This is a genomic window from Pseudomonas sp. YNh (assembly GCF_037993085.1).
GTDB lineage: Bacteria > Pseudomonadota > Gammaproteobacteria > Pseudomonadales > Pseudomonadaceae > Aquipseudomonas > Aquipseudomonas putida.
This window is the reverse complement of the sequence record NZ_JBBMRJ010000033.1, coordinates 18,707-43,403: the sequence shown is the minus strand read 5'-3', so window position 1 is coordinate 43,403 and position 24,697 is coordinate 18,707. Positions and strand designations below refer to the sequence as shown.

24 protein-coding genes and 3 pseudogenes are annotated in these 24,697 nt (G+C 59.4%); 7 read left to right on the top strand and 20 right to left on the bottom strand.

The genetic code is table 11. The features are described from left to right. Positions 1–56 precede the first annotated feature (56 nt). Complete coding sequence (locus tag WF331_RS24910) at positions 57–1,181, top strand: sensor histidine kinase (RefSeq protein ID WP_086976101.1); 1,125 nt, start codon at positions 57–59, stop codon at positions 1,179–1,181. A gap of 5 nt (positions 1,182–1,186) precedes the next feature. On the opposite strand, the gene WF331_RS24905 is transcribed toward WF331_RS24910, so the two are convergent. The 6 genes and pseudogenes from WF331_RS24905 to WF331_RS29400 form a co-directional block, all read right to left on the bottom strand. Then, positions 1,187–1,435, bottom strand: coding sequence for a hypothetical protein (locus WF331_RS24905; RefSeq protein WP_080641017.1), 249 nt, complete (start codon positions 1,433–1,435; stop codon positions 1,187–1,189). Between the two features lie 77 nt (positions 1,436–1,512). Then, positions 1,513–1,977 (bottom strand): hemerythrin domain-containing protein, encoded by a 465-nt coding sequence (locus tag WF331_RS24900; RefSeq protein WP_321141903.1) that lies wholly within the window; start codon positions 1,975–1,977, stop codon positions 1,513–1,515. Positions 1,978–2,293: 316 nt separating this feature from the next. After that, positions 2,294–2,641: pseudogene (locus tag WF331_RS24895) on the bottom strand (SDR family oxidoreductase); the annotation flags it as partial. 33 nt (positions 2,642–2,674) lie between these two features. Beyond that, complete coding sequence (locus tag WF331_RS24890; protein WP_016486342.1) at positions 2,675–2,908, bottom strand: PLDc N-terminal domain-containing protein; 234 nt, start codon at positions 2,906–2,908, stop codon at positions 2,675–2,677. 13 nt (positions 2,909–2,921) lie between these two features. Next, positions 2,922–3,200, bottom strand: a pseudogene (locus WF331_RS29405) (glutathione-dependent formaldehyde dehydrogenase); the annotation flags it as partial. A 9-nt stretch (positions 3,201–3,209) separates the two neighbouring features. Next, positions 3,210–3,386, bottom strand: a pseudogene (locus WF331_RS29400) (glutathione-dependent formaldehyde dehydrogenase); the annotation flags it as partial. 357 nt (positions 3,387–3,743) lie between these two features. Between WF331_RS29400 and WF331_RS24880 the strand changes: the two are divergent. Together WF331_RS24880 and WF331_RS24875 are read left to right on the top strand one after the other, a co-directional pair. Continuing rightward, positions 3,744–4,163, top strand: a complete 420-nt coding sequence (locus tag WF331_RS24880; RefSeq protein WP_223817393.1) for an NUDIX domain-containing protein — start codon at positions 3,744–3,746, stop codon at positions 4,161–4,163. Between the two features lie 153 nt (positions 4,164–4,316). After that, on the top strand, positions 4,317–4,607 hold the full coding sequence (locus WF331_RS24875; RefSeq protein WP_016486344.1) for a hypothetical protein: 291 nt from the start codon (positions 4,317–4,319) through the stop codon (positions 4,605–4,607). Positions 4,608–4,730: 123 nt separating this feature from the next. Here the strand turns inward: WF331_RS24875 and WF331_RS24870 are convergent, their stop codons facing one another. From WF331_RS24870 to WF331_RS24845, 6 genes are all read right to left on the bottom strand, one after another. Continuing rightward, positions 4,731–5,057, bottom strand: a complete 327-nt coding sequence (locus tag WF331_RS24870; RefSeq protein WP_024717780.1) for a KGG domain-containing protein — start codon at positions 5,055–5,057, stop codon at positions 4,731–4,733. A gap of 214 nt (positions 5,058–5,271) precedes the next feature. Continuing rightward, a complete protein-coding gene (locus WF331_RS24865; protein WP_086976097.1) occupies positions 5,272–7,470 on the bottom strand; it encodes a xanthine dehydrogenase family protein molybdopterin-binding subunit in 2,199 nt (732 codons plus the stop codon). Next, positions 7,467–8,468 (bottom strand): FAD binding domain-containing protein, encoded by a 1,002-nt coding sequence (locus WF331_RS24860; RefSeq protein WP_016486347.1) that lies wholly within the window; start codon positions 8,466–8,468, stop codon positions 7,467–7,469. The genes WF331_RS24865 and WF331_RS24860 overlap by 4 nt, the downstream gene beginning before the upstream one ends. Continuing rightward, positions 8,465–8,992 carry a (2Fe-2S)-binding protein gene (locus tag WF331_RS24855; protein ID WP_016486348.1) on the bottom strand — a complete coding sequence of 176 codons (528 nt, stop codon included), beginning with the start codon at positions 8,990–8,992 and terminating at the stop codon, positions 8,465–8,467. The genes WF331_RS24860 and WF331_RS24855 overlap by 4 nt, the downstream gene beginning before the upstream one ends. Positions 8,993–9,090: 98 nt before the next feature. After that, positions 9,091–10,878 (bottom strand): thiamine pyrophosphate-requiring protein, encoded by a 1,788-nt coding sequence (locus WF331_RS24850; protein ID WP_340623378.1) that lies wholly within the window; start codon positions 10,876–10,878, stop codon positions 9,091–9,093. Positions 10,879–11,052: 174 nt separating this feature from the next. Next, the gene (locus tag WF331_RS24845; protein ID WP_086976095.1) at positions 11,053–11,433 is read right to left on the bottom strand and encodes a termination factor Rho; all 381 of its coding nucleotides are present in this window, start codon (positions 11,431–11,433) and stop codon (positions 11,053–11,055) included. Between the two features lie 629 nt (positions 11,434–12,062). Here WF331_RS24845 and WF331_RS24840 point away from each other — a divergent pair. Next, positions 12,063–12,392 (top strand): hypothetical protein, encoded by a 330-nt coding sequence (locus WF331_RS24840; protein WP_086976093.1) that lies wholly within the window; start codon positions 12,063–12,065, stop codon positions 12,390–12,392. Here the strand turns inward: WF331_RS24840 and WF331_RS24835 are convergent. The 3 genes from WF331_RS24835 to WF331_RS24825 all read right to left on the bottom strand — a co-directional run bounded on the left by WF331_RS24835 (position 12,381) and on the right by WF331_RS24825 (position 17,375). Continuing rightward, on the bottom strand, positions 12,381–14,930 hold the full coding sequence (locus tag WF331_RS24835) for a bifunctional diguanylate cyclase/phosphodiesterase (RefSeq protein WP_321141904.1): 2,550 nt from the start codon (positions 14,928–14,930) through the stop codon (positions 12,381–12,383). The genes WF331_RS24840 and WF331_RS24835 overlap by 12 nt on opposite strands. 140 nt (positions 14,931–15,070) lie before the next feature. Then, entirely contained in the window at positions 15,071–16,441 is a 1,371-nt protein-coding gene (chrA, locus tag WF331_RS24830; RefSeq protein WP_086976088.1) for a chromate efflux transporter, read from the bottom strand. Beyond that, a complete protein-coding gene (locus WF331_RS24825) occupies positions 16,434–17,375 on the bottom strand; it encodes a chromate resistance protein ChrB domain-containing protein (RefSeq protein ID WP_145914299.1) in 942 nt (313 codons plus the stop codon). The genes chrA and WF331_RS24825 overlap by 8 nt, the downstream gene beginning before the upstream one ends. Positions 17,376–17,758: 383 nt before the next feature. Between WF331_RS24825 and WF331_RS24820 the strand changes: the two genes are divergently transcribed. Continuing rightward, positions 17,759–18,898 carry a glutathione-independent formaldehyde dehydrogenase gene (locus WF331_RS24820; RefSeq protein ID WP_016486354.1) on the top strand — a complete coding sequence of 380 codons (1,140 nt, stop codon included), beginning with the start codon at positions 17,759–17,761 and terminating at the stop codon, positions 18,896–18,898. Positions 18,899–19,079: 181 nt separating this feature from the next. Here WF331_RS24820 and WF331_RS24815 read toward each other — a convergent pair whose 3' ends face one another. From WF331_RS24815 to WF331_RS24800, 4 genes are all read right to left on the bottom strand, one after another. Beyond that, on the bottom strand, positions 19,080–20,834 hold the full coding sequence (locus WF331_RS24815; protein WP_024717778.1) for a glycoside hydrolase family 15 protein: 1,755 nt from the start codon (positions 20,832–20,834) through the stop codon (positions 19,080–19,082). Between the two features lie 180 nt (positions 20,835–21,014). Beyond that, a complete protein-coding gene (locus tag WF331_RS24810) occupies positions 21,015–21,458 on the bottom strand; it encodes a DUF421 domain-containing protein (protein ID WP_054888264.1) in 444 nt (147 codons plus the stop codon). A 9-nt stretch (positions 21,459–21,467) separates the two neighbouring features. Beyond that, positions 21,468–21,920: a hypothetical protein gene (locus WF331_RS24805; RefSeq protein WP_016486357.1), complete on the bottom strand. Its 453-nt coding sequence runs from the start codon at positions 21,918–21,920 to the stop codon at positions 21,468–21,470. Positions 21,921–21,985: 65 nt separating this feature from the next. After that, on the bottom strand, positions 21,986–22,489 hold the full coding sequence (locus WF331_RS24800; RefSeq protein WP_086976084.1) for a CinA family protein: 504 nt from the start codon (positions 22,487–22,489) through the stop codon (positions 21,986–21,988). 153 nt (positions 22,490–22,642) lie between these two features. Between WF331_RS24800 and WF331_RS24795 the strand changes: the two genes are divergently transcribed. Continuing rightward, positions 22,643–22,804 (top strand): hypothetical protein, encoded by a 162-nt coding sequence (locus WF331_RS24795; protein ID WP_016486359.1) that lies wholly within the window; start codon positions 22,643–22,645, stop codon positions 22,802–22,804. Between the two features lie 52 nt (positions 22,805–22,856). Here WF331_RS24795 and WF331_RS24790 read toward each other — a convergent pair whose 3' ends face one another. Next, positions 22,857–23,714, bottom strand: coding sequence for a glucose 1-dehydrogenase (locus WF331_RS24790; RefSeq protein WP_016486360.1), 858 nt, complete (start codon positions 23,712–23,714; stop codon positions 22,857–22,859). 196 nt (positions 23,715–23,910) lie between these two features. Between WF331_RS24790 and WF331_RS24785 the strand changes: the two genes are divergently transcribed. After that, positions 23,911–24,435 carry a hypothetical protein gene (locus WF331_RS24785; protein WP_016486361.1) on the top strand — a complete coding sequence of 175 codons (525 nt, stop codon included), beginning with the start codon at positions 23,911–23,913 and terminating at the stop codon, positions 24,433–24,435. Positions 24,436–24,697: the final 262 nt, after the last annotated feature.

The following is a 24,697-nucleotide window of genomic DNA, read 5'->3' as shown; positions in this document are numbered from 1 at the left end:
CGTCGTCTATGCTGATCATTCACCCATGATGCTTGCGATTACACCGAGGACCCGACGTGCGGCTCTATGCGTTCATTACACAGCACATCGAGCTCATTCTCGAGGCTTTTGAGGATTTTGCTCGCACCGTCGAGACCCCTATGCCGGATCTTGATGCTGCAGGCCTGCGTAACCACGCTGAAGCCATGTTGCGAACCGTTGCACTGGACATGGCAGCCTCACAGACAGCCCGCCAGCAGTTTGAGAAGTCTCGAGGCATGCAGGCAACGAGCTCGGTCGAAACAGCCGCTCAGGCCCATGCTGTTACCCGGCTGAGTGCCGGGTTCACGCTTGATCAAGTGGTCGCAGAGTATTGTGCGCTGCGCGCAAGTGTGCTGCGTCTTTGGTTTGCGCAGCAGAGGGCTGATGAACCCCATGCTATCGATGATATGGTTCGTTTCAACGAGGCCATTGATCAAGCCTTGAGCGAATCCATCACCTCGTACGGCATCGCGGTGGAGACAACACGGAAACTGGTACTGGGTGTACTTGGGCATGATCTACGAACGCCGATGACGGCAGCCCTTCTGGGCGCCGAGATGTTGAGCCGTAAAGGTCAGCTGAACGAGCGCGACCGAAAAATTGCAGACCAGATTGCGGCCAGTGTGACACGATCCAGGCAAATCGTGACTGATCTACTCGATCTCGCCAAAGCGAACCTGGGGACTGGCATACCCATCCAGAAAGAACCTGTCGACCTTTCCCAGGTGTGCCATACGCTTGTGGACGAGCTTCGCATTTCCCGCCCTGAGATCACAGTTGTCCTGAAGGGCGGCCAGCAAGCATTTGGCCAGTTTGACGTCACCCGGATGGGGCAGGTGTTTTCCAACCTGATAGCCAATGCGTTTCACCACGGTGATCATGCCAGGCCCATCACCGTAACACTGACCCAACGCCCTGAGGCAGTCGAGTTCAGCGTACATAACTGGGGCAAACCCATTGCGCCGGATGTTGTGCCTCATCTATTCAACCCTCAGGCCAGGTACTCCCGATTGGCGTCGGAACATCACGAGGCATCCGGTGGGCTGGGTCTTGGCCTGTTCATCGTCGGCGAGATCGTGGCCCGGCATGGGGGGGCTATCGACGTGGCATCCAACTCGTCATCGGGCACCACCTTCCGCGTATCCCTGCCCCTGGCATGAGCTGGTCACGCCGTCGCTTCCAGTTGCGTATTTTTTCGCCAGCCTCGCAGGTTCATGGCACAGAGGCAGAATTGCAGGATGATCAATGCCCAGGCTTCAGCTTGCCAGCCCCAGACGGCCCACAACACGTTGCTTGCGATAAAACAACAGAAACCTGCCTTCCTCCGCCCCGGACGGCGCGAACCGATGCACCACGCTGCCAGCACAGTCATCAACATCGCAGGCCATTCAAGTAACCCAATCCAGTATTCCATGACACCTTCCGACTGATGATGGGGTATCTGAAGCCGATCACCTGCCACGCGCTGAGCGCTGGCAGGTGATCGCTTGACTACGCCGCTCGCTGCTCGCCCTTGAGCATCTTTTTCTGCATTTCCATGGCTTGCCCAAGCTCCTCGAGGGTGTCCTTGCTGAGCAGCTTCTCCGCGGTGGGGAACAGTTCGCCTTCCTCTTCCTCGATGTGATGCTCCAGCAACTCTTTCATGACCTTGACCCGCCCGGCGAATTCGACGGTGCCGGTTTCGGTATGCAGGAGGTCGGGCAGAACGAGGGCGTCGACAGTGCGGTGTTCTTCCTTGGCCTCGTAGTACATCTTCGCTTCTTCCTTGCCACCCGCTTGCTTGATGGCCGGGTAGAGTATTTCTTCCTCGAGCGCGGTGTGGATCTGCAACTCCTGCTCGATCCTGTGGAGTAACTCGGCCCGTTTCTTTACGGCACGCTCGGTAGTGGTCGACAGCTCTTCGAGCAGCTTCTTCACGAGCTTGTGGTCCTGGATCAGTAAGTCGATAGCGTTCATGGCGTTCCTCATCACGGATTGAATCAAGCACTTGCTCGAGGTTGAGTACACGCAGAAAGAAACGGTTCAATGATTAAGATGGCTGGCATCCCCTCAGGCGCGCCCGCTGCCCTCGTTACGCAGACCGCCTCTAGCCATCTCTGCGTCGTGAATGTGTGAGTGTGAAACCCACAAGGACTCCCAACGCCGCTGCACCGATCAGCAGCGGCGTTTTGTGTTTTGACTTCCTCCAGCCTCCGTCGATATCCCTCTTGCCATTCGGAGGCTCAAAGAGGTTTCCCGATGAGTCTTCGGCCTTGGGACTGCGATTTATCCAGGCGCCACTGTCAGGCGCTTCTCGTTCCGTACCCGATGCACCGGGGGCAACTGGGACAATGGTGTCGCTGGCCTCGATCCGTAAGAGCTCAAGGGAAGTGCCATCGACCAGGGTCAATGTCAGCCCTTCGACCGTGCCTGCCTCCCGGTTTGGAAAAACGGGTTCACCTGCGGCATCCAGGCTGTCATAGATGAAGCGTGTACCTTCAAGCCAGCCCACGGCGGTGAGAAGTTCAGGGCCGAGATAATACTTCCCGTCCTGGAAGAAGCCTGGAAACTGATGAGCGCGCTCCACGTTTTGCACGCGATAGCGTTCGCCGGATTTCATGCCTGTCGCTTGATCGATCATGTTGAAAACCCCTATAAATGCAGCTGGCAGATGTCAGCCTTTGCTGTGCTCGTCGGAGGTGGGCCCTGTACCTCGCTTGATGCCGCGCGGGCCAGCAACGCCCCAGATTCCCAGGCCGACTACCGGCAGCGCGAGGATCAGCAGGGCCCAGGCCGCTTTGACTGCATCTGACTTGTCGCTTCTGAAGACGCTGACGATGGCCCACAGATCGATGAGCAAGAGGATTGCCGCCACGGCAATCCAGAAGTAGCTGGCAAGACCGTTCATGACTTCACCTCCTCTATACGTAGTCAGGGCCCAAGGTGCCGGGTGCAGCGCCTGGCACGAGGATGACCTTGCGGCAGTTGTCCTGCTTCTGATCGAACACCTTGTAGCCCATGGCTGCTTCTTCGAGGGCGAGGCGGTGAGTGACGATCAATTCCGGTTGTAGACGGCCTGCTTCGATGTGTTCCAGCAGTTCAGGCAGGTATTTCTGGACATGGGTCTGGCCCATCTTGAAGGTAAGGCCCTTATCGAACGCGTCGCCGAACATGAACCCGTGAATGAAGCCCGCGTACATGAACTCGTGGCCAAAGATATCACCCGCTTCGGGCTCTGGAATTTTGCCTCGGTCGAGGTGCAAATCGGAGCCGCAAATGGCGGTGGCAGTCACCTTGAGGATGATGTCGTCTTCTCGCTCGATGATGGGATCAGGGACGTTGTCGACCCTGACGTCGTTTGCTCCGTGGTAGGTCAGTGCTCTCATGCTCCTAGCTCCTGCATCACAAAAATCGTGGGGGTATGCAGGGGAAGCTTCCAGGCCATGCAAAGTTCAAAACAACAGCTTCAATGGCGATGCTTGAGAACGGGCAGACTGGTCCTGTCTGGGCCATCCACCGACCGGCGGCTACCGAGATTCCCCGATTTGCCAGCAACTTGCACTTGAGCTCACTAGGGTCATTGGCCCCCAAAATTCGGGTATGCAACTGCTCATGCAGTGCCGGGCTCTGCTGATCTGAGGCGAACCGATGGCTAATACGCCCCTGTGATTGAACGAGTCGCAGCATGGAAACGTCTTCAGGGAAGAAGTCCATTACTCTGTGTCGCGAGAGGGTGGGTGTTGATGGGTAATGATGATACGAGTGTGTGCATGCGGGACAAACGAAAATGCAGAATCAAATCCAGGGCAACGATAATCTGCCTTCGAAGCGGCAGGGTACTGCTTGTTCGGAAAAAAGGCGGCAAATGGAATTTCCCAGGTGGTTTGATTGAGCCTGGTGAGAGCCCTCATGCAGCTGCGGCAAGAGAGCTACGTGAGGAGACATCCATTGAAGGGCATGGCCTGCTTTCTTTGTGTTCAATCAGAGTGGGGTCAGTTGTGCATCACATCTTCACCACCCGATTCCACGAAAATGAGAAGCCCGTTGCCGACCATGAAATTGTCGCGTGTAAGTGGGTGCTTCGCGAAAAGCTTACCCCTGAATTGCTGAATTCCGCAGCTGCCGGGCTCTTGGCAACGCGGTTGCCTGCTCTGACCGCCTGACCAAGGCTGCAAAGTTGTACAGGAAAATAAGTTTGTATCGAAAATCAGACCGGCTGTCTGTTACCTGTATGACTACCGACTACGTCATTGAACTGCCTCCCAGCTTTGCTATGTTGAGGTTTCCGTATAAGACTAAAGTCGTAGGAGGGCGGCATGCGTGTTCGAGGTGATGTGTTTTGGGAATGGGCGGATCCAGTGCTTCATCATCGTACCCATGACGAGGAGCTCGATGACGGCACCACGATTGATGTGCAGGTCAGGCTCTCGCGCACCGGTCAGACGCAAATGTTCATCGGTGTGTATGCCGGCTGTGGAATGGCATTGCACGAAGAAGCGTTCAATTCTCGTCCAGGCGAGTCCATGACTCGAGCTCTGGCCTGGGGTGTTGATAGAGCCAGGCGCCTGGCCACGGATCAATGGCGCAAAGCGGTGCAGGTGGCCTAGGACAGGGTGTAATTCGAGGTTGATCGTTAGACACAGAGGCTGACGGCCAACTGTTCAAGGCGAACTGCTGCATCTGAATTACGGACGGTGAAGAAACCAGGGCTCTCCATCGCCCTGGTGGACTTAGCGGTTGTCTTCCGTCATCCCGCTGTCTTCGTCCTGAATAGCTTGCGACCCTTCGTCCATACCTTGCTCCCGGTCAGATTTGCTGCCAGAGGTATGCCCTCCTTGACCACCGTGTTGGGTTCCACCACCGGCACGCTGAGGATTATCTTCCTTAAGGTTACCGCCGCTGCCTTGCCCTGTTTGTTGATCCTCAGATTTCCCTCCGGGCATTTGACCGCCTTTCTGGCCGGTTTCCGAAGCCTTCTCACGGTCGTTTGCAAAACTACCAGGGTTGGTTTGCGCGGCGCCGCCTTGCTGACCCGCCTTGTCTTGATCGTTCGCCATGATCATGCACCTCGTGTGTTCACACAGAGAGCCTGTGTTTTCTTCCGATGCCCCGCGAGTACTGGAAGCTCCTTTTACTTTTGTACCTGCTGACAGGGTGCGCGAAAGGTCGTCAAGGGCAACCTATTGCGTGATAAAGAACCCTGCCATGGCTTAGCGGTTGTGGCGCGTCGACGATAGCCCAAAGCGGGTGGGCGACTCGGCCCCTGTCCGATTACAGCACTTTATCGAGCGTGATCGGAAACTCCCTTCTACGCTTGCCTGTGGCATGGTAGACCGCGTTCGCCACCGCAGCGGCCACCCCGACAACGCCGATTTCGCCTACGCCCTTGGACCCCAGTTCGTTGACAATGTCATCGTGCTCTTCAACGAAGATCACTTCGATATCCCCGCAGTCTGCATTGACCGGGATGTGGTACTCCGCCAGGTTGTGATTGATGATGCGGCCCAACCGGTGGTCGGTCAATGCGGCTTCGTGCAGCGCCATGCCCACCCCCCAGACCACGCCCCCCAGGATCTGGCTGCGTGCGGTTTTGGGGTTGATCACACGGCCTGCCGCCACAGCGCTGACCACCCGGGCTACCTTGATCGTGCCAAGGTCCTCGTCGACGTGAACTTCCACGAATACCGCCGAATGGGTGGCGGTGGAGAACGGTTGGCGCCTGGCGCCGGGCTCGGCGTCGATCTGCACTTCGAATTTACCGTTGGGGGCGCTCGCCACGATGTCCGCCAAAGCCCAGCGATGGTTGCCCGCGTGCAGGTAGCCCTCGGTGAAAACGATCTGCTGCCGGGGTGTGTTGGCCACCTGGGGGTATATGTTGCGCGCGTGTTCCAGCACCTGGGTGCGCAGGACATGGCAGGCTTGGCGCACGGCCGAGCCCACCGACGACACCGTGAACGATCCGCCCTGAAGCGGGGCGGTGGGCAGTGAGGAGTCACCCAGCATGAAGGTGACATCCTGCACTTTGACGCCAGCTGCGTCGGCGGCGATCTGAGTCATGACGGTATAGGTGCCGGTCCCGATATCGGTGGTGGCACTGCTGACGGTCAGGTGGCCCTGGGCATTGATGCGCGCCTTGGCACTGGCCTTCATCTGCATGGCTTCCCAGACGCCGCCGGCCATCCCCCAGCCGACCAGTTGGTTGCCATTGCACATGCTGCGCGGTTGGGGAGTGCGGTTATGCCAGCCAAAACGTTCGGCACCTTGCTGGTAGCACGCCAGCAGTGCCTTGCTGGAGTAGGGCTTGCCCTCGTTGGCATTGTTGGCGGCAAAATTGCGGCGGCGCAGCTCTACCGGGTCGATCTGCGCAGCACAGGCGAGCTCATCCATGGCGCACTCCAGCGCAATCATCCCGGACGCGGCCCCAGGCGCCCGCATGTCCAGCGGGGTGTACACATCAAGCGAGGCCAGGCGGTAACTGAGCGCAACGTTATCGCACTGGTACAGCATGCCGCTCCATTCGACCAGGTGTTCGGTGAAGTCCTCGAAGCGGGAGGTCTGGCCAAGCGCATCATGAGCGATCGCAAGCAAACGCCCGTTTGCGTCTGCACCCAGGCGCATGCATTGTTCGGTGCGGGGCCGGTAGCCAAAGGTGAACATCTGCTGGCGGGTCAGTGTGACGCGCACCGAGCGCTTCAGGTGCAACGCCGCCATCACTGCCAGCGGCAACTGGTACTGCGGGCGCAAGCCCGAGCCGAAGGCGCCGCCGACGAACGCCGCGCGCACACGAATGTTTGCCTTGGGCAGGCCGAACACCTTGTGCAGGTAGTCCTGGCAGTTCTGCGTGCCTTGGGTCTTGTCGTGGATTTCCAGAGTGCCGTCGGCCCTGTAGTGCACGGTCGATGCATGGGGCTCCATCGGGTTGTGGTACTCGTTGGCCGTCAGGTACGTGGCATCCACCTGCACCGGCGCTTCGGCAAACTGCCCGGCGAAGTCGCCACGCGGCGCCGGTGTTTCGGCGGGGGCGGCATGCGATTTTTGGCATGCGCCCAGGTCTGTCTGGTGAGCCTCCTCGGCATAGTCGATTTTGATCAGCGAGCCTGCATAGCGGGCCAGTTCCAGGGTTTCGGCGATCACTAATGCCAACGGTTGCCCGCTGTACAGCACTCGATCATTGAACAAGGGCCGAAAAGGCGCCCCCTCGGCAGAGTCGGCATCGCTGTAGTCGTCGTCATAACTGGAGACAGGCGGACGATGGCCATGGTCGAGCACGGCGATTACCCCGGGCACGCGCATGGCCTGCGTGCTGTCGATGCCGAGAACCCGACCGCGGGCGATGGTACTGGACACGACGCTGCCGTGCAGCAGGCCCGTCTGGGGGTATTCGCCCGCATAGCGGGCCTGCCCGGTGACCTTCGCCACACCGTCCACGCGGTCCAGGGGCGTGCCGACTACGGGTGTGCTTGTGATCATGGCCGTGCCCCCCCGTTAGCGGCGCCGCGCGCCGCGTCATCCAATGCCCGCACGATTGCTCGCTGGGCGAGCGTTACCTTGAAACCGTTGTGGCTCAGGGGTTGTGCGCCTTGCAGCAACGTTTGCGCGGCGCGGTTGAAGAGCGCTTCAGAAGGCACCTGGCCGGCCAGCAGGCGCTCCACAGCCGGGTCCCGCCAGGGTTTGTGGGCAACGCCGCCCAGCGCCAGGCGCGCCTGCTGGATCACGTCGCCATCGAAGTTCAAGGCTGCAGCGACTGACACCAGCGCGAACGCGTAGGAAGCGCGGTCGCGTATTTTCAGGTAACGGTAATGGCGTTCGAACACCGGGGGCGGCAGCTCGATGCCTGTCACCAGCTCATCGAATGCCAGTTGATTGTCGCGCTCGGGGGTGTCACCGGGCAGGCAATGGAAATCCGCGAAGGGTATCTGCCGTTCGCCGGACCGCCCCTGTACGTGCACTACGGCTTCGAGCGCTGCCAATGCCACGCACATGTCCGAGGGATGGGTCGCGACACAGGCATCGCTGGCACCCAGAATGGCATGGATGCGGTTCATGCCTGCACGCGCAGGGCATCCGCTGCCCGGTTCGCGCTTGTTGCAGGGGGTGCCGGTGTCGTAGAAGTAGTAGCAGCGGGTACGTTGCAGCAAGTTGCCACCGGTGCTGGCCATGTTCCTCAACTGCGGCGATGCCCCCGCCAGGATCGCGTCTGACAACAGTGGATAATGCTGCTCGATCAACGGGTGCCAGGCCAGGTCGGCATTGCTCACCCGCGCACCGATGAATACGCCGCCGCCAGGGGTAACGTGAATGCCGTTCAGCCCAAGGCCGGAGATGTCGATCAGGCGCTCGGGGCGCACCACGTTTTCCTTCATCAGGTCGACCAGGTTGGTACCCCCGGCGATGAAGTGCGAACAGGCGTCAGCCAGGTTCACCGCTTCGCTGACTGAGGCGGGCTTGTGGTAGCTGAAGGGCGTCATGGGTGCTGCCCTCGTGGTGGTTGGGCGCTGTCCGTCATCAACGGCAGGGCTTCTTCTACCGCAGCGACGATGTTGCCGTAGGCGCCGCAGCGGCAAAGATTGCCGCTCATGTGCTCGCGAATGGCCTCGCGGGTGTCGGCACGTCCCTCGTGAACCAGCCCGACCGCAGAGCAGATTTGCCCCGGGGTGCAGTAACCGCACTGGAACGCATCGTGGGTAATGAAGGCGCGCTGCATGGGGTGCAGGACGTCGCCACTGGCCAGCCCTTCGATGGTCACCAGGTCGGCCCCGTCGCACATGATGGCCAAGGTCAGGCAGGCATTGACGCGCTTGCCGTCGCGCAGCACCGTGCAGGCGCCGCACTGGCCGTGGTCGCAGCCTTTCTTGGTGCCGACCAGGTCCAATTGCTCACGCAGCAGGTCAAGCAAGGTGACCCAAGGATGCACCTGCAGTGTTCGGGGCTGACCATTGAGGGTCAGACGGATGGGGTGCTTTGCAGCCCCGTTTGAAGCGATCGCGGTCATGGTAGGTCCTCACGGTCAGGGTTCGCGCAGTCTGCTGCGTCTCTGTTGTGCGACCGGGCCGGCAGATCAAACGTTCAGCCGGCTCGCCGGGGTGCCGATCACTTCTTGCCAGGCAGCACCGAGCCGAGCACCTGCTTGGCTGTCTGCACGATGATGCCCGCCTGGTCGGGGTCGCCCTTTAGCAAGGTACTGGCAAATTTCTTCGCCTGCTCCAGCTTGATGTGGGGTGGCAGGGGTGGCACGTTCGGGTCGGTCTTGAACTCGATCAGTACTGGCCGATCAGCAGCCAGCGCGCGCTCCCATGCAGCGGCAACGTCCTCTTCGCGATCTACGTAGATACCTTGCAGGCCAATGGAAATGGCGAAAAGATGGTAGGGCACGTCGGGGATCGACTGCGAAGCTTCGAACTTGGGGTCGCCCTCCATCACCCGCTGCTCCCAGGTCACCTGGTTGAGGTCCTCATTGTTGAACACGGCACAGATCCATTGCGGGTTGTCCCACTGCTGCCAGTATTTGGCCACGGTGATCAGTTCGGCGAGGTTGTTCATTTGCATCGCCCCATCGCCCACCAACGCAACTACAGCCCGTTGCGGATGGGCGAATTTGGCTGCAATCGCATAGGGCACTGCGGCGCCCATGCAAGCCAGGCCGCCGGACAGCGAACACTGCATACCCTGGCGAATCTGCAGGTCGCGCGCAAACCAGTTGGCACAGGAGCCGGAGTCGCTGGTGATGATGGCGTGGTCGGGCAGGCGAGGGGACAGTTCATGGACCACGCGTTGCGGGTTGATCGGGTCCGCCTTGACCAAGGCGCGCTTGGCCACGGTCTTGTCCCACTGCGTACGCCAGGTTTCCACCTTGTCGCGCCAGCGCCGGTCGGTCTTGTGCTCAATCAATGGCAACAGTGCGCGCAATGTTTCGCTGGCGTCGCCGACCAGGTTGACCTCCATCGGGTAGCGCAGGCTGAGCATGTCGGGTTGCAGGTCGATCTGCACGCCTCGCGCCCGGCCTTCCTTGGGCAAAAATTCGGAATAGGGAAAGCCGGAGCCGATCATCAGCAAGGTGTCGCATTCGGTCATCAGCTGATAACTGGGTTCGGTGCCGAGGAGGCCGATCGACCCGGTGACCCATGGGAGGTCGTCCGGCACCACAGCCTTGCCCAGCAGCGCTTTGGCCACCCCGGCGCCGAGTTTTTCGGCAATTGCAATGACCTGCTCTGTCGCCTGCAGTGCGCCGGCACCCACCAGTATCGCCACCTTGTGCCCGGCATTGAGCACCTCGGCGGCGCGCTGCAGGTCTTCGTCGAACGGCAACACCCTGGGCTTGCTGTAGCCGATGCCGGAATGCACCGTACCGTGGGCCCTCGGCGGTTCGTCATAGAGCAGGTCCTGCAGGTCGTTGGGCAGGATGATGGCGGTGACGCGGCGTTCGCCGACAGCCGTACGCACTGCACGGTCAAGCAGGTGGCGCACCTGCTCCGGTGTCGATGCCTGCTGAACGAACGCACCGGCCACGTCCTTGAACATCGACAGCAGGTCCAGCTCTTGCTGGTAATGCCCGCCCAACGCCGCCCGGGCCTGTTGACCGACGATGGCCAGCACCGGCTGGTGGTCCATGCGTGCATCGTACAGGCCGGTGAGCAGGTGCGAGGCGCCCGGGCCGGATGTGGCCATGCACACACCGAGCTCACCGGTGAACTTGGCATGGGCGCTGGCCATGAAGGCGGCCATTTCCTCATGGCGGGCCTGAATAAATTCAATCTTGCCGTTGGCCCGGCTCAGCGCGCCGAACACGCCATTGATGCCGTCGCCGGGGTAACCGAAGATGCGCCGTACGCCCCATTGATACAAACGCTCCACCAGAAAGTCGCCTACCGTGCCGGTCATTGCCTGCTCCCGTTCAGTTATCGATAGGCGTCTGGACTTGGCACGTGCCGGGAAAGTTTCAACGGTATGCGCAGCGGTCTGGCAGCTGGAGCCTGGTAAAAGCCGACAGGCTCGAAGGTGAACCGATAACCCACAAAAATGCTGTGGGCCTTGCACTGCGCCAAAAGTTTCCCGTCAAGCCAGTTTATGCAGGGCTTCTACCAATTGAGCCTTGTTCATGGTGGAACGCCCTTTGAGATCTTTGCTGCGCGCCTCCTTCATCAGGCTTTCCTTGCTTTGCGATTCCAGTGACGCGCGCGAGGTGCGTGAATGCCCCTGACGAGACTCGGCGGCGCGCTTGGCTGAATCCGTGCGCGCGGTCTTCTTCTCACGCGACGGCGTCTTGCTGCCCGAGCCTCCCGGCTTTTCACCGCCACCGGATTGTTTGTTCACGGTGGCCCAGGCGCGCGCTTCGGCTTCGTCCTTGCCCACGCCCTTGTCCTCGTACGATTGCTCAATGTGCTCGGCCTTGCGTTTCTGCTTGTCCGTATATTTGTCCTTGTCACCGCGTGGCATGGCATTGACTCCTGAGTGAGTTGCTTGATCAATGGTGAAACCGGAACGCCGGGCCATGGACGGGAGATCCACGGCCATTCGGCCATTCCACCTAGCTGCCCGATCCTGCGCCTGATCCACCACCGGTTGAGCCATCGCTACCACTCCCCGGACCTGCACCGCTACCGTTCCCTCCATTACCGCCGGAGCCCGTTTCAGTATCGGTACCGTCACCTCCCGTGTTGTCCGTTCCATTGTCATGGGTACCGCCATTACTCGTGCCCATGCCATCGGCTGGTGTTCCTGAGCCTGTCGCACCGCCTTGGCCGTTCATGTGCCCATTGCTGTGCGGTTGCGTGCCCGGGGCGCGTTGATCGTTCAGGTCGGTGGCGGCCAGGGCAAGTGGCGCCGTGCAACCCAGGCACATTGCGAGTAGCAGCGCGTATGTTTTTTCTGCGTTCATGGTGAAACTCCGTTTCTGGTTGTTCACCCAGTGTTCGGCCTGCCGTATACCGAAGGGTGCCCTCAGCGCGACGGAAGGTGCAAAACGGATGGACAAATGCCACTTGTCTGGCCGCGGGCACCCGTGAGCCACGCCCGCTTCTCACGTTTAGGTGCAGATACCATCTGCCTCTGAACGGAGAAAGGACATGGACATTGATGCAAACGAAGATGAACGATCCCTCGGTCCCGGGACCAAAGCGGTTGAGGTACCACTGCCGCCAGATGATGAGTCACCCATCGAAGAACAGATGGACGACGTGGATGCAAACAACTCAGTATCCAGTGAGCATCCAGATCCTGGCGGTGCGAACAGTGGATTGGGTATGCCCCGGGATGCTCAACTGAACGAAGGGGCTCAGATACCTGACGACCCGCCCAAACCTGATGGTCCGGGTTCCAGTCCCGGCCTTGGCAATGACAAGGAAAACCAGCGCTCCCCTGGAGTACCGGCTAGCGACCCTGAATCAGGGGTATGATAACTGCTCTCTCATCATCCCTATCAGCGCTTCGTTTTCCAGCGGTTTGCTGAGCAGGAAACCTTGCACTTCATGGCATTGGTCATCGCTAAGGAGGGCCAGTTGCTCAGCGGTCTCGACACCTTCGGCAGTTACCGTCATACCCATTGCGTTGCCAAGATTGATGATGGCCTGGACCACGCTACGGTCACTGCCGCTCTTGCCCAGATGCTGGACGAAGCGCTTGTCGATCTTGATGCTGTCGAACGGGTAGGTACGTAGGTAACCCAGAGAGGAGTAACCGGTCCCGAAGTCGTCCATGTTCAGGCGCACGCCTAGCTCCTTCAGTGCCTGCATGGTATGCAGAGCGCCTTCAACGTCGTTGAGCATGACGTTTTCAGTAATTTCCAGTTCCAGGCGATGGGCCGGCAGGCCGGTGGTGCGCAATGCGTCTCCGACGTCGCGAACGACATCGCTGCGGCTGAACTGGGCCGGCGACATGTTTACCGACACCATCACTGCCTGCGGCCAGCCGCGGGCTTTATCGCAGGCTTCCTGCAACACCCAGTTGCCAAGCAACACGATCAGGTCTGACTCTTCGGCCAGCGGGATGAACCGATCCGGGCGCAGCAGACCCAGGCGTGGGTGTTGCCACCTCACGAGGGCCTCAGCCGAGGCGAGCGAGACCCCGTCGACCTTGAAGCGCGGCTGGAAATGCAGCACAAGCTCGCCACGTGGTATGCCGTCGCGTAGTTCGCTTTCCAGCACACGCTTGTCCATCAATGCTGCATTCAGTTGCGCCGAAAAAAAGCGCCAGGTGTTTTTGCCCGCCTGCTTGGCGCTGTAAAGGGCCACGTCAGCGTAGCGGATCAAATCGGTTGGCGTACCGGGATACTCGGCCGACATCACGACACCAAGACTCACACCCACTTGAACACTATGCCCCTCGACTTGCATGGGTCGCCTGATTGCTTCGATCAAGCGGATGCAGAATCGGTCCATGTCCTTGTGATCCCCTGGCCGTGTCACTACGACGATGAACTCGTCGCCTCCCAGGCGGGCGACAAGGTCACTCTCGCGAGTAACCTGACTTAGGCGGCCGGCCACCTCGAGCAACACCGCATCGCCGGCCGGATGCCCCAGGCTGTCGTTGATCGGCTTGAAATTATCAAGATCCAGTATCAGCAGTGCTACCTGGAGGGGGCCAGTGCCGGTAATGGTTTGTTCGAGGAACCGGAACAGCTTGTTGCGATTCGGCAGCCCGGTAAGGGCGTCGTGCAAGGAGAGGTGCTGAATGTGGGCATGTGCGGCTACTTCGTCGGTGATGTCGCTGCAAGTGCCACGAAATCCGGTACAGACGTTCTGATCCACGATTGCGCGGGAAGCGATTGTGCAAATACGCTGTTGGCCAAGATGATCCTGGTACTGGCAGCGTAGGGTACCGGAAGAGCCTGTCGCAGCCAGACTATGAAGCCAGGTCTGGAGATGGCTGGTATCACACGACAGCAGCTCGGTAATCGGGCGCTGTCGCCATACGTCGACAGGATGCCCGGTCAGTTCGCTAAACCGGTCCGACAGGTAGGTTAGTCTCAGGAGCACATCGGTTTCCCAGATCCAGTCCGACGCGGCTTCGGCCACGGCCTTGAAGCGTTCTTCACTCGATTGCAGGGCAGCTCTGGAGATCTCAAGCGCACGGTGGCTACGATCGATCCTGGTGCTGGCCCGCATCGCATAGCGTGCAAACAAGGCAATGGTCAGCGCAATCAGGAGCACAGCGATAGCGAGGGGCGTGATGACTGTCTTGATCAATTGGGAACCAGGCTGCGGTAAATCCCAGGTAAGGGCGCGACCGATGCCTTCGAGTGCAAGAGCACCGCGCCCTTTACGCTGCTCGGTCGAATCGCTTACAGCCACGCCGGACAACCCCGCCGACTTGCCCAGTTCCCACAGCAGCTTAGGCGAAAGAACACGAATGAATACCATCACCGCCGTAGGTTCCGGCAGGTGGTGGGGTTGGGCCTGTGGACGTATCAGTGCAGCGCTGTACAACGATGGCAGGCCACGAAACATGATGTATCCCGAAGTCGCCTGGTCATGCTGCGCGGCTTGGCGAGCAAGGTGCAAGATCTTGCCAGTACTGTCGGTTAGCTGCTCAAGCCCCCGCTCGCTGAGCTGACCTTCCAGCATGGCGTACCGGGTACCGTCATCATCGAGCACGTATACCCCCTCGTACCCATCGGAGGTGAAGAGCGTGGCTCCTACATTATCCTCGATGTATGCCCAATGCGCGTCGACCTGTCTCCCCAGGTGATCGTAGGCGGCCTGCCAATCGGCGTGGGTCAGCAGAAACGTCCTGTCGTTCCTCTGCAGTTGGTTGATGGCCGAATCAGCATGGAAACGGCTTTGCTCCATTTGTTGAACATCGAGCGCCTCGGCGAGGCGGTAGAGGGAAAACAGCCCCAGCAACAGGGCTAACAACAAGATCAGGGAGAACACCAGGATGAGTTGCCCCACCACATGACTACGGGTCGACATTTCATTTTCAGCAAGCACGTCCATTGGTTCACCGTCGCGGTCGAGGTCTCCAAGGGTTGACCGGGGAGCCGGCTTGGAGGTCAATGGCGCTGACGACCGGTGGTGGGCGAAAGGCGTGGTTGATCGACCGACACTGGCAGCATTGCTTGGCACATCCACTGGTTTCATGCCCGCCACAGGTGAACTGCCAGGCCGGCCAGGGCGCAAGCGAACAGCACTTCGATCACGCCCCGCTTGAAGCGGAACAAAGCAATCGCAGCTGCAGCCGCAATAGCCGCGCATGGCCAGTCAAGCGCTCCACCAAAGCCTTTCGGCCAGAGCACGTGGTAGCCGAAGAACAGGGCGAGGTTCAGGATCACGCCCACTACTGCGGCCGTGATCCCTGTCAGCGGTGCGGTAAATTTGATCGCGTTGTGGGTCGACTCTACCAATGGCCCACCGATGAGAATGAACAAGAAAGACGGCAAAAAGGTGAACCAGGTGACGAGGCTCGCCGCGACGGCGCCAGCAAGGAATGGGTGTTCGCTCCCGAACATCGGATTGACGTAGCCACCGACGAAGCCGACGAAGGCGACCACCATGATCAGTGGCCCCGGTGTGGTTTCTCCCAAGGCGAGACCATCGATCATCTGGGTGGGTGTCAGCCACCCGTAGTGCCCTACAGCGCCTTGGTAGACATAGGGCAATACCGCATATGCACCGCCAAAAGTCATCAGTGCGGCCTTCGTGAAGAACCAGCCCATCTGCGTCAGGGTGCCGTCCCAGCCAAACGACAGTGACAGAAGTCCCAGGGGCAGGACCCAGAGCCCAGCACCTATCAGCAGCAGGCATACCAGATGCCTCAAGCTGAAACGGGCATGTTCGGGTGTTGGGGTATCGTCATCGATCAGGGCAGGGCCATAGCTGTTCTTCGCGCCCCCATGACCGCCACCGATCACGAATTTGCCTGGGGCGAAGCGACCACCCACGTAGCCGATGATGGCAGCCACCAGCACGATCAGCGGGAACGGCACGTTGAGGGCGAAGATCGCCACGAACGAGGCGCCGGCCATGGCCCACAGCCAAGCATTCTTCAGGGCTCGCGAGCCAATCCGGTGGGCTGCGTGGAGGACAATCGCCGTCACCGCCGGCTTGATGCCATAGAAAATCCCTGCGACTACCGGTACTTCGCCAAAAGCGACGTAGACCCACGACAAACCGATCAGGATGAACAGCGAAGATAGCACGAACAACGCGCCGGCAATTACCCCGCCCCATGTGCGGTGCATCAGCCAGCCGATGTAAGTGGCCAGCTGCTGAGCTTCAGGGCCAGGCAGCAACATGCAGTAGTTCAGCGCGTGCAGAAACCGCTTCTCGCTGATCCACCGCCGGCGCTCAACCAGCTCCTGGTGCATGATCGAGATCTGCCCGGCGGGCCCGCCAAAACTGATGAAGCCCAATTTGAGCCAGAACAGGAAGGCTTCATAGAGGCTAATCGGCTGCAGAGTCGCTTGCGATGGCGGCTGCTTGCTCACTGCAGAGGTGGTCTCAGCCATTTGGGGTTTCCTCAATCGCGAAAGCCGTCAGCAGGCCATCAAAGATGCCTCCGGCGACCATTGTCAGTTGATCGTCATCGCCAATGCTCTCTCTCAGGCCGGCGAGGACACGCTCGATACCGGGTGCTTCGGAAGGTTGGTATCCCCCAACATCCAGGTAGTGGATAACACCTGCCAGGCGTGCCAAGCCTGGCTGCTGAACGGCAAAGCTCTCAATGAGGGTTTCGAAGGAAACACGGTGGCCGACGTGGCTGAACATGGCCCCATCAAAATCGAAGCCGAGCGCATCGCTTGGGCAGTCACCTGGACTGTCCAGCCAAATGAATCGGGCGTCGGGATCGATGAAGCGACGGATCAGCCAGGCACATGCCAACCGGTCTACCCATGGGCGCTTTCGCGTTGCCCATCGGCGACCTTGGTATTCGCTGCGTTCCAGCTGGCTGATGGCCTCATCGTGTGCCCTCGGCTCATCGGGGGACAGTGCACGGCTAATCGAGGTCTCAAGCGCCTGCAGGGCCAAATCGGCTTGTGCCTTGAGCACGCCTGGGAAGAAGTCGATCGCCGCCAACTGACCGAAAGCCTTCCTGAGCTTGCGCACCTGCCGGGCTATCTGCAGTGCATTATCCGGGGACAGGTCAGCCCGCCAGCCTGCAATTTCCTCCAGCAGCTTTTCGTACTCATCGCTTCTGTCGAATAGCCCGCTGAAACGCTCCTCGCGCTCAGACAGCGACAGCAGAAATGCCGTGCCGTTGATGGCCAGCACATCTCGCTGCACGGCTTGAAACGCTTCACGGCCCACGCTTTTTTCAGGCAGCAGGTATACGCCATCCCGTAAAACTGCCGCACCAGAGGCCTTCAGGGTTCTCCAAGCGCGCATTCGCTCGGTAGCGTTCGCCGTGGGCAAACCAAGGATCAAAAGCGACCAATCAAGCATGTAGAGATCTCAACATAAAATGTTTATCTATTTACATTATGCAAGACCCACAGAAAAGCAATCCAACACAGGCGGAAGTGGCGTTGGTCAATATCTTCATGAATGCGCGTGACGCGCTCATCGGCCGCAAGCGCCCGCACGTGTTCATTGCTTGCGCGCAGGGTGAGGCAAGTTCTCGATGGCCCGACCGGCGTGGGGTGAGGTTGCGAGGCTGTCCTGCCTCTGGGCTTGACAGTCTAAGCGTGTTTGCAACGCCCGTAGCAACGTTGATTAGCGCCACTGATCCGGCTCAAGACGTGACGCATTGAACACTCAAACCTGAGTGAACGCCTGAACAGGGTAGGGCAACTTTTCTGTCGCCCCTCACTTTCAGGGAGTTCAACATGAAAGCAATCGTGTACAACGGCCCACGTGACGTAGCGGTCAAGGATGTGCCGGACGCAAAAATCGAAAAGCCTACGGATGTGCTGGTACGCATCACGACGACCAACATCTGCGGTTCTGATTTGCACATGTACGAAGGCCGCACCTCATTTGAAGCCGGGAGAGTGTTTGGCCACGAAAATCTCGGTGAGGTCATCGAGGTTGGGGCAGGGGTCGACCGGGTCAAGGTCGGTGATCGGGTCTGCCTACCTTTCAATATCGGCTGTGGGTTCTGTGAGAACTGTGAAAAAGGCCTCACTGGGTTTTGCCTTACAGCGAACCCTGGTGCTGCGGGCGCCGCTTACGGTTTTGCCGACATGGGCCCTTATCAGGGCGGGCAGGCTGAGCTGCTGCGTGTGCCTTATGCGGACTTCAACTGCTTGATACTGCCGGAGGACGCCCAGGAGCGTGAAGACGACTACGTCATGCTCTCGGATATTTTTCCCACCGGTTGGCATGCAACAGAACTGGCCGGCCTGCTTCCGGGTGAGAGCATTGCGATTTACGGCGCGGGGCCTGTCGGCCTGATGGCGGCCCATTCGGCAATCATCAAAGGCGCGTCTCAGGTGTTCGTCATCGACAACCAACCGGATCGGCTGCAACTTGCCGCGCAGCTGGGGGCAACCCCAATCAATGCAGTCGAGCAAAAAGCAGTCGAAGAGATCATGAACCTTACCCACGGCAAAGGCACCGACCGGGGCTGTGAGTGCGTGGGCTACCAGTGCTGCGACAAGCATGGCCATGAAGCGAACTACCTCACCATGAACAACCTGGTCGCTTCCACCAAGGCTACCGGTGGCATTGGCGTAGTAGGCGTGTTCGTGCCTGAAGACCCTGGTGCGAAGAACGACTTGGCGAAAGAGGGCAAGATGGCCTTCGATTTCGGTGCGTTCTGGTTCAAGGGCCAGCAGATCCGCACAGGTCAGGCGAACGTGAAGGCCTACAACCGTCGTCTTGCAGAGCTCATCCAGCATGGGCGTGCCAAGCCTTCCCAGATTATCTCTCATCGTTTGAAGCTTGCTGAAGGCCCAGATGCCTACAAGCACTTCGATGCGCGGGATGATGGCTGGACGAAAGTGGTGCTCAAGCCTGCGGCGTGATCCGCTCTCACTGCTTCCAAGGACGGAAGTTTGGTGAGAAGGGCAACCTGCATGTATTAGAAGCAACCCTCACCGGCTTGTCAGTGCGTTATCACCCGGCAATTTCCAGTTGTGTGTTCTTCCGCCATCCTCGCAGATTCATGGCGCAAGCGAGACGGTTCAACGCAGATGATGTCTGGCGTCATCGTTCAGGATGGCAGCCCCCGATAGCCATTGCAGCCTTGAGGGCTGCCAGGTGAGTCAGGCCCTGCGGAAGGTTGCCCAGATATTGCCCAGTCTGCGCATCGATCATCTCCGAGTAGATGCCTACCCCGTGTGATAGCCCTTTCAAAGCATCTGCATAGGCGGCTACGGCGCGATCCTGGTTACCCAGAATGGCCCAGGCTTCGATCAACCAGAATGTGCAGGCCAGGAAGCAACCTTCCTCTTCCTCTGCATCGGTGTAGCGATAATGGAAAGCTCCGGCCCTAAGATCATGATCAATGGCTTCCAGTGTGCTGCCCATACGTTCTTTACTGGGGTAACCGAACCTGACAGCCAGTGCCAGTGAAGCGTCAAGTCGGTCGCTGTCTGGATAGAACAGGTACGCCTGGCGTTCTTCGCTCCAGCAGTGCGCCTCGATCCATGCCTGGATGCGCTGCCGCTCGCGATCCCAGCGTTCCCGGCAGGTGGTGGGAAGGTGGCCACCATCTGCCAGTTCGATGGCCCGGCTCAAGGCTTGCCAGCAACTGATCTTGGACATCGTGTAGTGCTGCTTTTCCGGTAACTCCCAGATACCGGCGTCCTGCTGACGCCAACAGTCGGCGCATTGGTCGGCAAGGTCTGAGAGGAGCATTGCGCTCGGAGAATCAAGAATGTTGCCGCTGTCGATGAAGCAGCGCGCTGTTTCGAAGATATCGCCGAAGACGCCGTGTTGGAGTTGGTCGCGGGCATCATTGCCGACGACTGGCGGGGAGTTCTTGTAGCCAGGCAGATCGACGGGGCGCACGCAATCACCGATAGCACCGTCCAGGGTATAAAACACCCGTGGCCCATGTTCATCCAACCGGCGCAGTAGCCAAGTGAACGCAGCTTTGGCTTCCGGCTGCGCGCCGATACCCAGAAACGCTTCGATGGTGTAGCCGGCATCGCGTATCCAGGCGAAGCGGTAATCGTAGTTCTTGCTGCCGCCAATCCGTTCGGGAAGGGATGAGGTCGCTGCCGCCATGATCGACCCACTTGGAGAGGACAGCAGAAGCTTGAGGGCCAGCGTATTGCGGACTACTTGGGTCTGGTACGGGCCGTCATAGACCAACCCCTTCGACCATTGGCACCACTCCCGATGCGAGCCGTCGATGCGTTCATCGATCAGGGCCAATGGGGGTACCACCAAGGGCTCATCTCGTCCTGCGATGATTGCGACCACAGAGCGTTGTCCTGCTGCAAGGCTAAGGACAGCACGGACGCCCATGTCGTCTTTGCGTTCGATGTGCACATGATGGTCGTGCAGGAACATGCCGAGTATTCGGCCCGCATGAAAAACGCAGGCATTGTCATTCGGCGCCACGTAGGGGCTTACCGTGTCGGCCTGGGTTCCGAAGTCGATAGCTATCACGAAATCGACTTTACCCTCGATACCTTCGATGCGTCTGGCAAGTTCGGCCCAAGGCAGGCGTCCAGCAGGGCCACTGTTCAAGGATTCCGTCAGCCGGGCACGACCCTGACGGGTAATGAAAATTGTCTCAAGGACGTTGCTGTCTGCCAGGTAGCGGCGCTCAGCAACGAATGGCTCGCTAGGGGTGATGGCAAAGAAGCCTCCAGTCTGAGGGGCCAGCAACTTGTCGAACAGGGGGGGTGAATCCATGTGCGGCACACACCACCAGTCGATGGAACCGTCCAGTCCAATCAGTGCCACGGAACGTCCATCCCCGAGCGCACCATACTGCTCCAGGGGCAACCATCCACCCTCATCTCGCTGAGGTTTGCCCTGTTGGACTTCTGCCGGTTCTCTTTCCATCGGTATGCCTACCAGATCATGTGTTCTGCTTCCGACATGGCTACCTGGCGTCTGGTTCGTCTGAATTGAGTACTGAGCAATCGGGGGCAATTCGGGATGAGCGAGGAGCGGCCCCGTGCCTTACTCGGCAGGAATGATCGAAATCTTTCCGTTGCGTTCGACGATAGCGAACTTCACCTGCTCAATCCTCTCGATGCCTTGGCTGTCCCGCGCTGATTCAAGGATATCGTCCTCCGTGAGGCGTGCCCGACGCATGCGATGATGCAGAAAGCGCCCATTCTCGACAACCAAGGTAGCGTGCCCATCCAGAAACCTGGCCAAGGGCCTGGAGTTCAGCTTCGCGAGTGAAAGGCCGACGTCCAGAACGATCAGCGTGGCAATCACCAGCATGGCATTGGTGAATGAAAAATCGTCACCCAGAAGCGCCTGCTGGGTGGCTTCCCCGATGATCAGCAACAACACGAAGTCGAAGGTCGTCAAATCGGCCAGCGAGCGCCGCCCGGCCACGCGAAACAGCAGCATGAGGGCGACGTACATTCCGGCTGCGCGGAGGATCGAGTCCATGACGCACTCCTAGGGGTAAAGGAATGTGGAGAAGTGAACGGCGCTTTCAGGGCCAGCCTTGACGCTGCACTCCAGAGTCCCCACGTGCTCACTTCGTAGGGTCAGGTACAGGGTGGCGACCCCATCGTGCTTGGTACCCAGCTGGAACAGCATGGCCTGGCCATGCGACATCGAACGTTGCGGCTCCGGTTGTAACGTCTCGATGCTGGCGTCACGGAGCAATGATCCCTCGAGTTGCAGCTCCACCGGCTGACCAGGAATACCCTGAACGGTGATGAAAAGGCTGTCTGTCGTGCCGCTTCGGCTGAGGCGTTGATACTCAACCCGTACCCGGCCATCCTGGCTGACCACCTCGGCATCGCTCAACGGGCCATTACCGAACAGGCCTGCCAAGGCAAGCAGTACGATGGCCACAAGCACATACCATCCCACGCGCTCGAAGCGCCAGACACGCTGCTGCATCGGCATGTCTTCTTGAACAGGATGACGCCTGGATAGCAGTTCATCTTCCGACATGATCACAGCCCTCAGGCGCGCTCGCCGCGTAACCAGCGCTGGTGATAGTGGGAAAGCCGGGTCAACCCGAACAGCGCGCCTTGGCGCATGACCTCAGACCGCTCGCCGAAGAAACGTTGAGTGCGCGTGAAAACGGCAACGAGGTCGCCGGCAAAAGCCCACGCAAAGCACATCGTCCCCGGTGGTATCCCGGACTCGGGCGCCGGCCCGGCTACCCCGGTGGTGGCGATCACCACATTGGCATCGCTGTCTCGCAAGGCGCCCAAGGCCATTTCCCGGGCTACTGCTTCGCTGGTCAGGCCGTATCGCTCGATGGTTTCGGCGCTGACCCCCAGCAGGCGTTTCTTGGCGCTGGGCGAGTAGACGACATAGCCGCTTTCCAGCACCTCTCCGGTACCCGGTATCGCCGCCAACAACGCCACAAGGCAGCCTGCAGTGCATGATTCTGCTGTGCTCAGAACCAGTTTGTTGTTTTTGAGATAGCCGAGAGTGGCCAGTACAGGGTCGTTTTCCATTCCAGCGTCGACTCGCTTGTTTTGCGGTGGACGCGATCCTGGTGTGTTTGGTTCATCTCATCTACTGCCCGGCTATCTCGAGAAGTGAACCTGACATGAACTTTGCCCGTGCTTTGGCTTCCCTTGTTCAAAGGCAAAGGACAGGAGCGCAAGATGAAGAAACAGAGCAACAGGCAAGAGGACGCCGCGCAGACGAGGCCGCCCGGCGAAGAGGAGCGAGATAACGATGCCCATCGTCCGGATGGGTCCACCGGCACATCCCATGACTCGACAGCGCAAAAAACGGCCCGTGATCACGATCAGCACAAACGCTGAAACTGCCACGCTAAAGGGGGTGAGGCTCGCCAGCACGGCGAGCCTCTTTTGGCTAGAGGATCGGTTTGCCACCCGTCACTGCGTAACGTGAGCCACTGATGTAACTGGCCTCGTCGGAGCCCAGCAGCACGTAGATCGGCGCGACCTCCACCGGTTGACCGGGGCGCCCCATCGGGTAGCTGGAACCAAAGTTCTTGACGGCCTCGTCCGGCATGGTGGCCGGAATCAAAGGCGTCCAGATAGGGCCTGGCGCGACGCTGTTGACCCGAATACCTTTCTTGCCTAGCAGCTGAGCAAGGCCCGCAGTGAAGTTGGCAATGGCCCCCTTGGTCGTGGCATAGGCAAGCAGGCTGGGGGAGGGATCGTCGGAATTGACCGAGCTCGTGTTGATGATCGAACTGCCCTTGGGCATGGAAGGCAGTGCCGCCTGGCAAATACGGAAGATGGCGGTGATGTTGGTATCGAAGGTCTTGACCCATTCGTCATCGTCAATTTCCTCCAGGGTCTCGTGGGACATCTGGAACGCCGCGTTGTTGACCAGGATGTCGATACGCCCGAACTGGCTGACGGTCTTTTCAACGATGTCGTAGCAGTGCTGTTTATGCGCCAGGTCTCCGGGCAACAGAAGGCATTGACGGCCTGCGGCCTCGACGCAGCGTGCGGTTTCTTGCGCGTCGTCATGCTCATTCAGATAAGCGATGGCGACGTCGGCTCCTTCACGGGCGTAGGCAATCGCTACTGCCCGCCCGATGCCGCTGTCGGCTCCGGTGATGAGTGCAATCTTGCCTTCGAGTCGATTGTGGCCGGTATACGACTGCTCACCACAATCCGGGTAGGGCTCCATCTTGCGCTGTGAGCCGGGGACATTTTGTGGCTGTGAAGGGAAGGGCGGGGTAGGGAAGTCTCGCATGGTAAAAGCTCCTGCAGTTGAGAACGTTCATACCGGTTCGAAAGGCCTGGCCTGTGTGTGTTGGTTTCAATCTGCGGTTGGTACGACGAGCGGTGCGGGCTATCAATTCAATTGAATTCCATGCCCCATCGCCTGTTCTACCGAATTCAGCTCCAGGCTCATCCCGTAGCTCGGAGCCCTACTCCCGGAGCAGCGAGTGCCTCGAATCATTACCCCTACGACCCCTGAGCACGAGATCAGCGAACACAATGCCAGGATGTTTGGCTCTCCCAAGGAGCGTCTGGATTTTTACCGGCGGGAAATCCAGTACGAAACCAGCATCCTCGCCAACCGCACGGACGCCTACCTGGCGGCGCAGTCATTCCTGGTCATCGCCTTCGTCTCCTCCATGGGCAACCTCAATCAAGGATGGGGCGAGATGTTCACCCTGATCGTACCGGCGTTCCTTGCCTTGCTCGGGGTATTGAGCTCGCTCAACGCCTGGCCTGGCATCCGCGCGGCGTACAACATCATCGATCACTGGCAGCTCAAACAAAGTCATTTGCTGCGCAGCGAGCCATTGATGGGACTGGCTTACGACGAATCGCCGCTGTTCTGCGAGGCGGAAACCTCGCGTGCCGGGCATCGAAAGTCATTGCTGTTCTCGCTACGGACGCCGTGGATCTTTCTGGTGTTCTGGGTGCTATTGGGTAGCTACTCGGTATACATCCAGCTGGCCTGAACACGTTTGCGTGAAAACATGGAGGTAACGTTTTGAAGACTGAGGGATTACTGACCGAGCTCCTCAATGCCCGTGGGCCGTGGCGGGCAGGACGAATAGCCCCGGCGCGCCGTCTATACGCAGTGGCTTACCACCTGCCATTTCGATGGAATTATTTGTTCCCTGGTTTGCTCAATAACGCATGACCAGGGAGGGAATTCTGGTGGTCGGTGCTACCTAAGGGGCCTGAGACCTGCATTCCATCAACGTGCTGGAGGTGTTG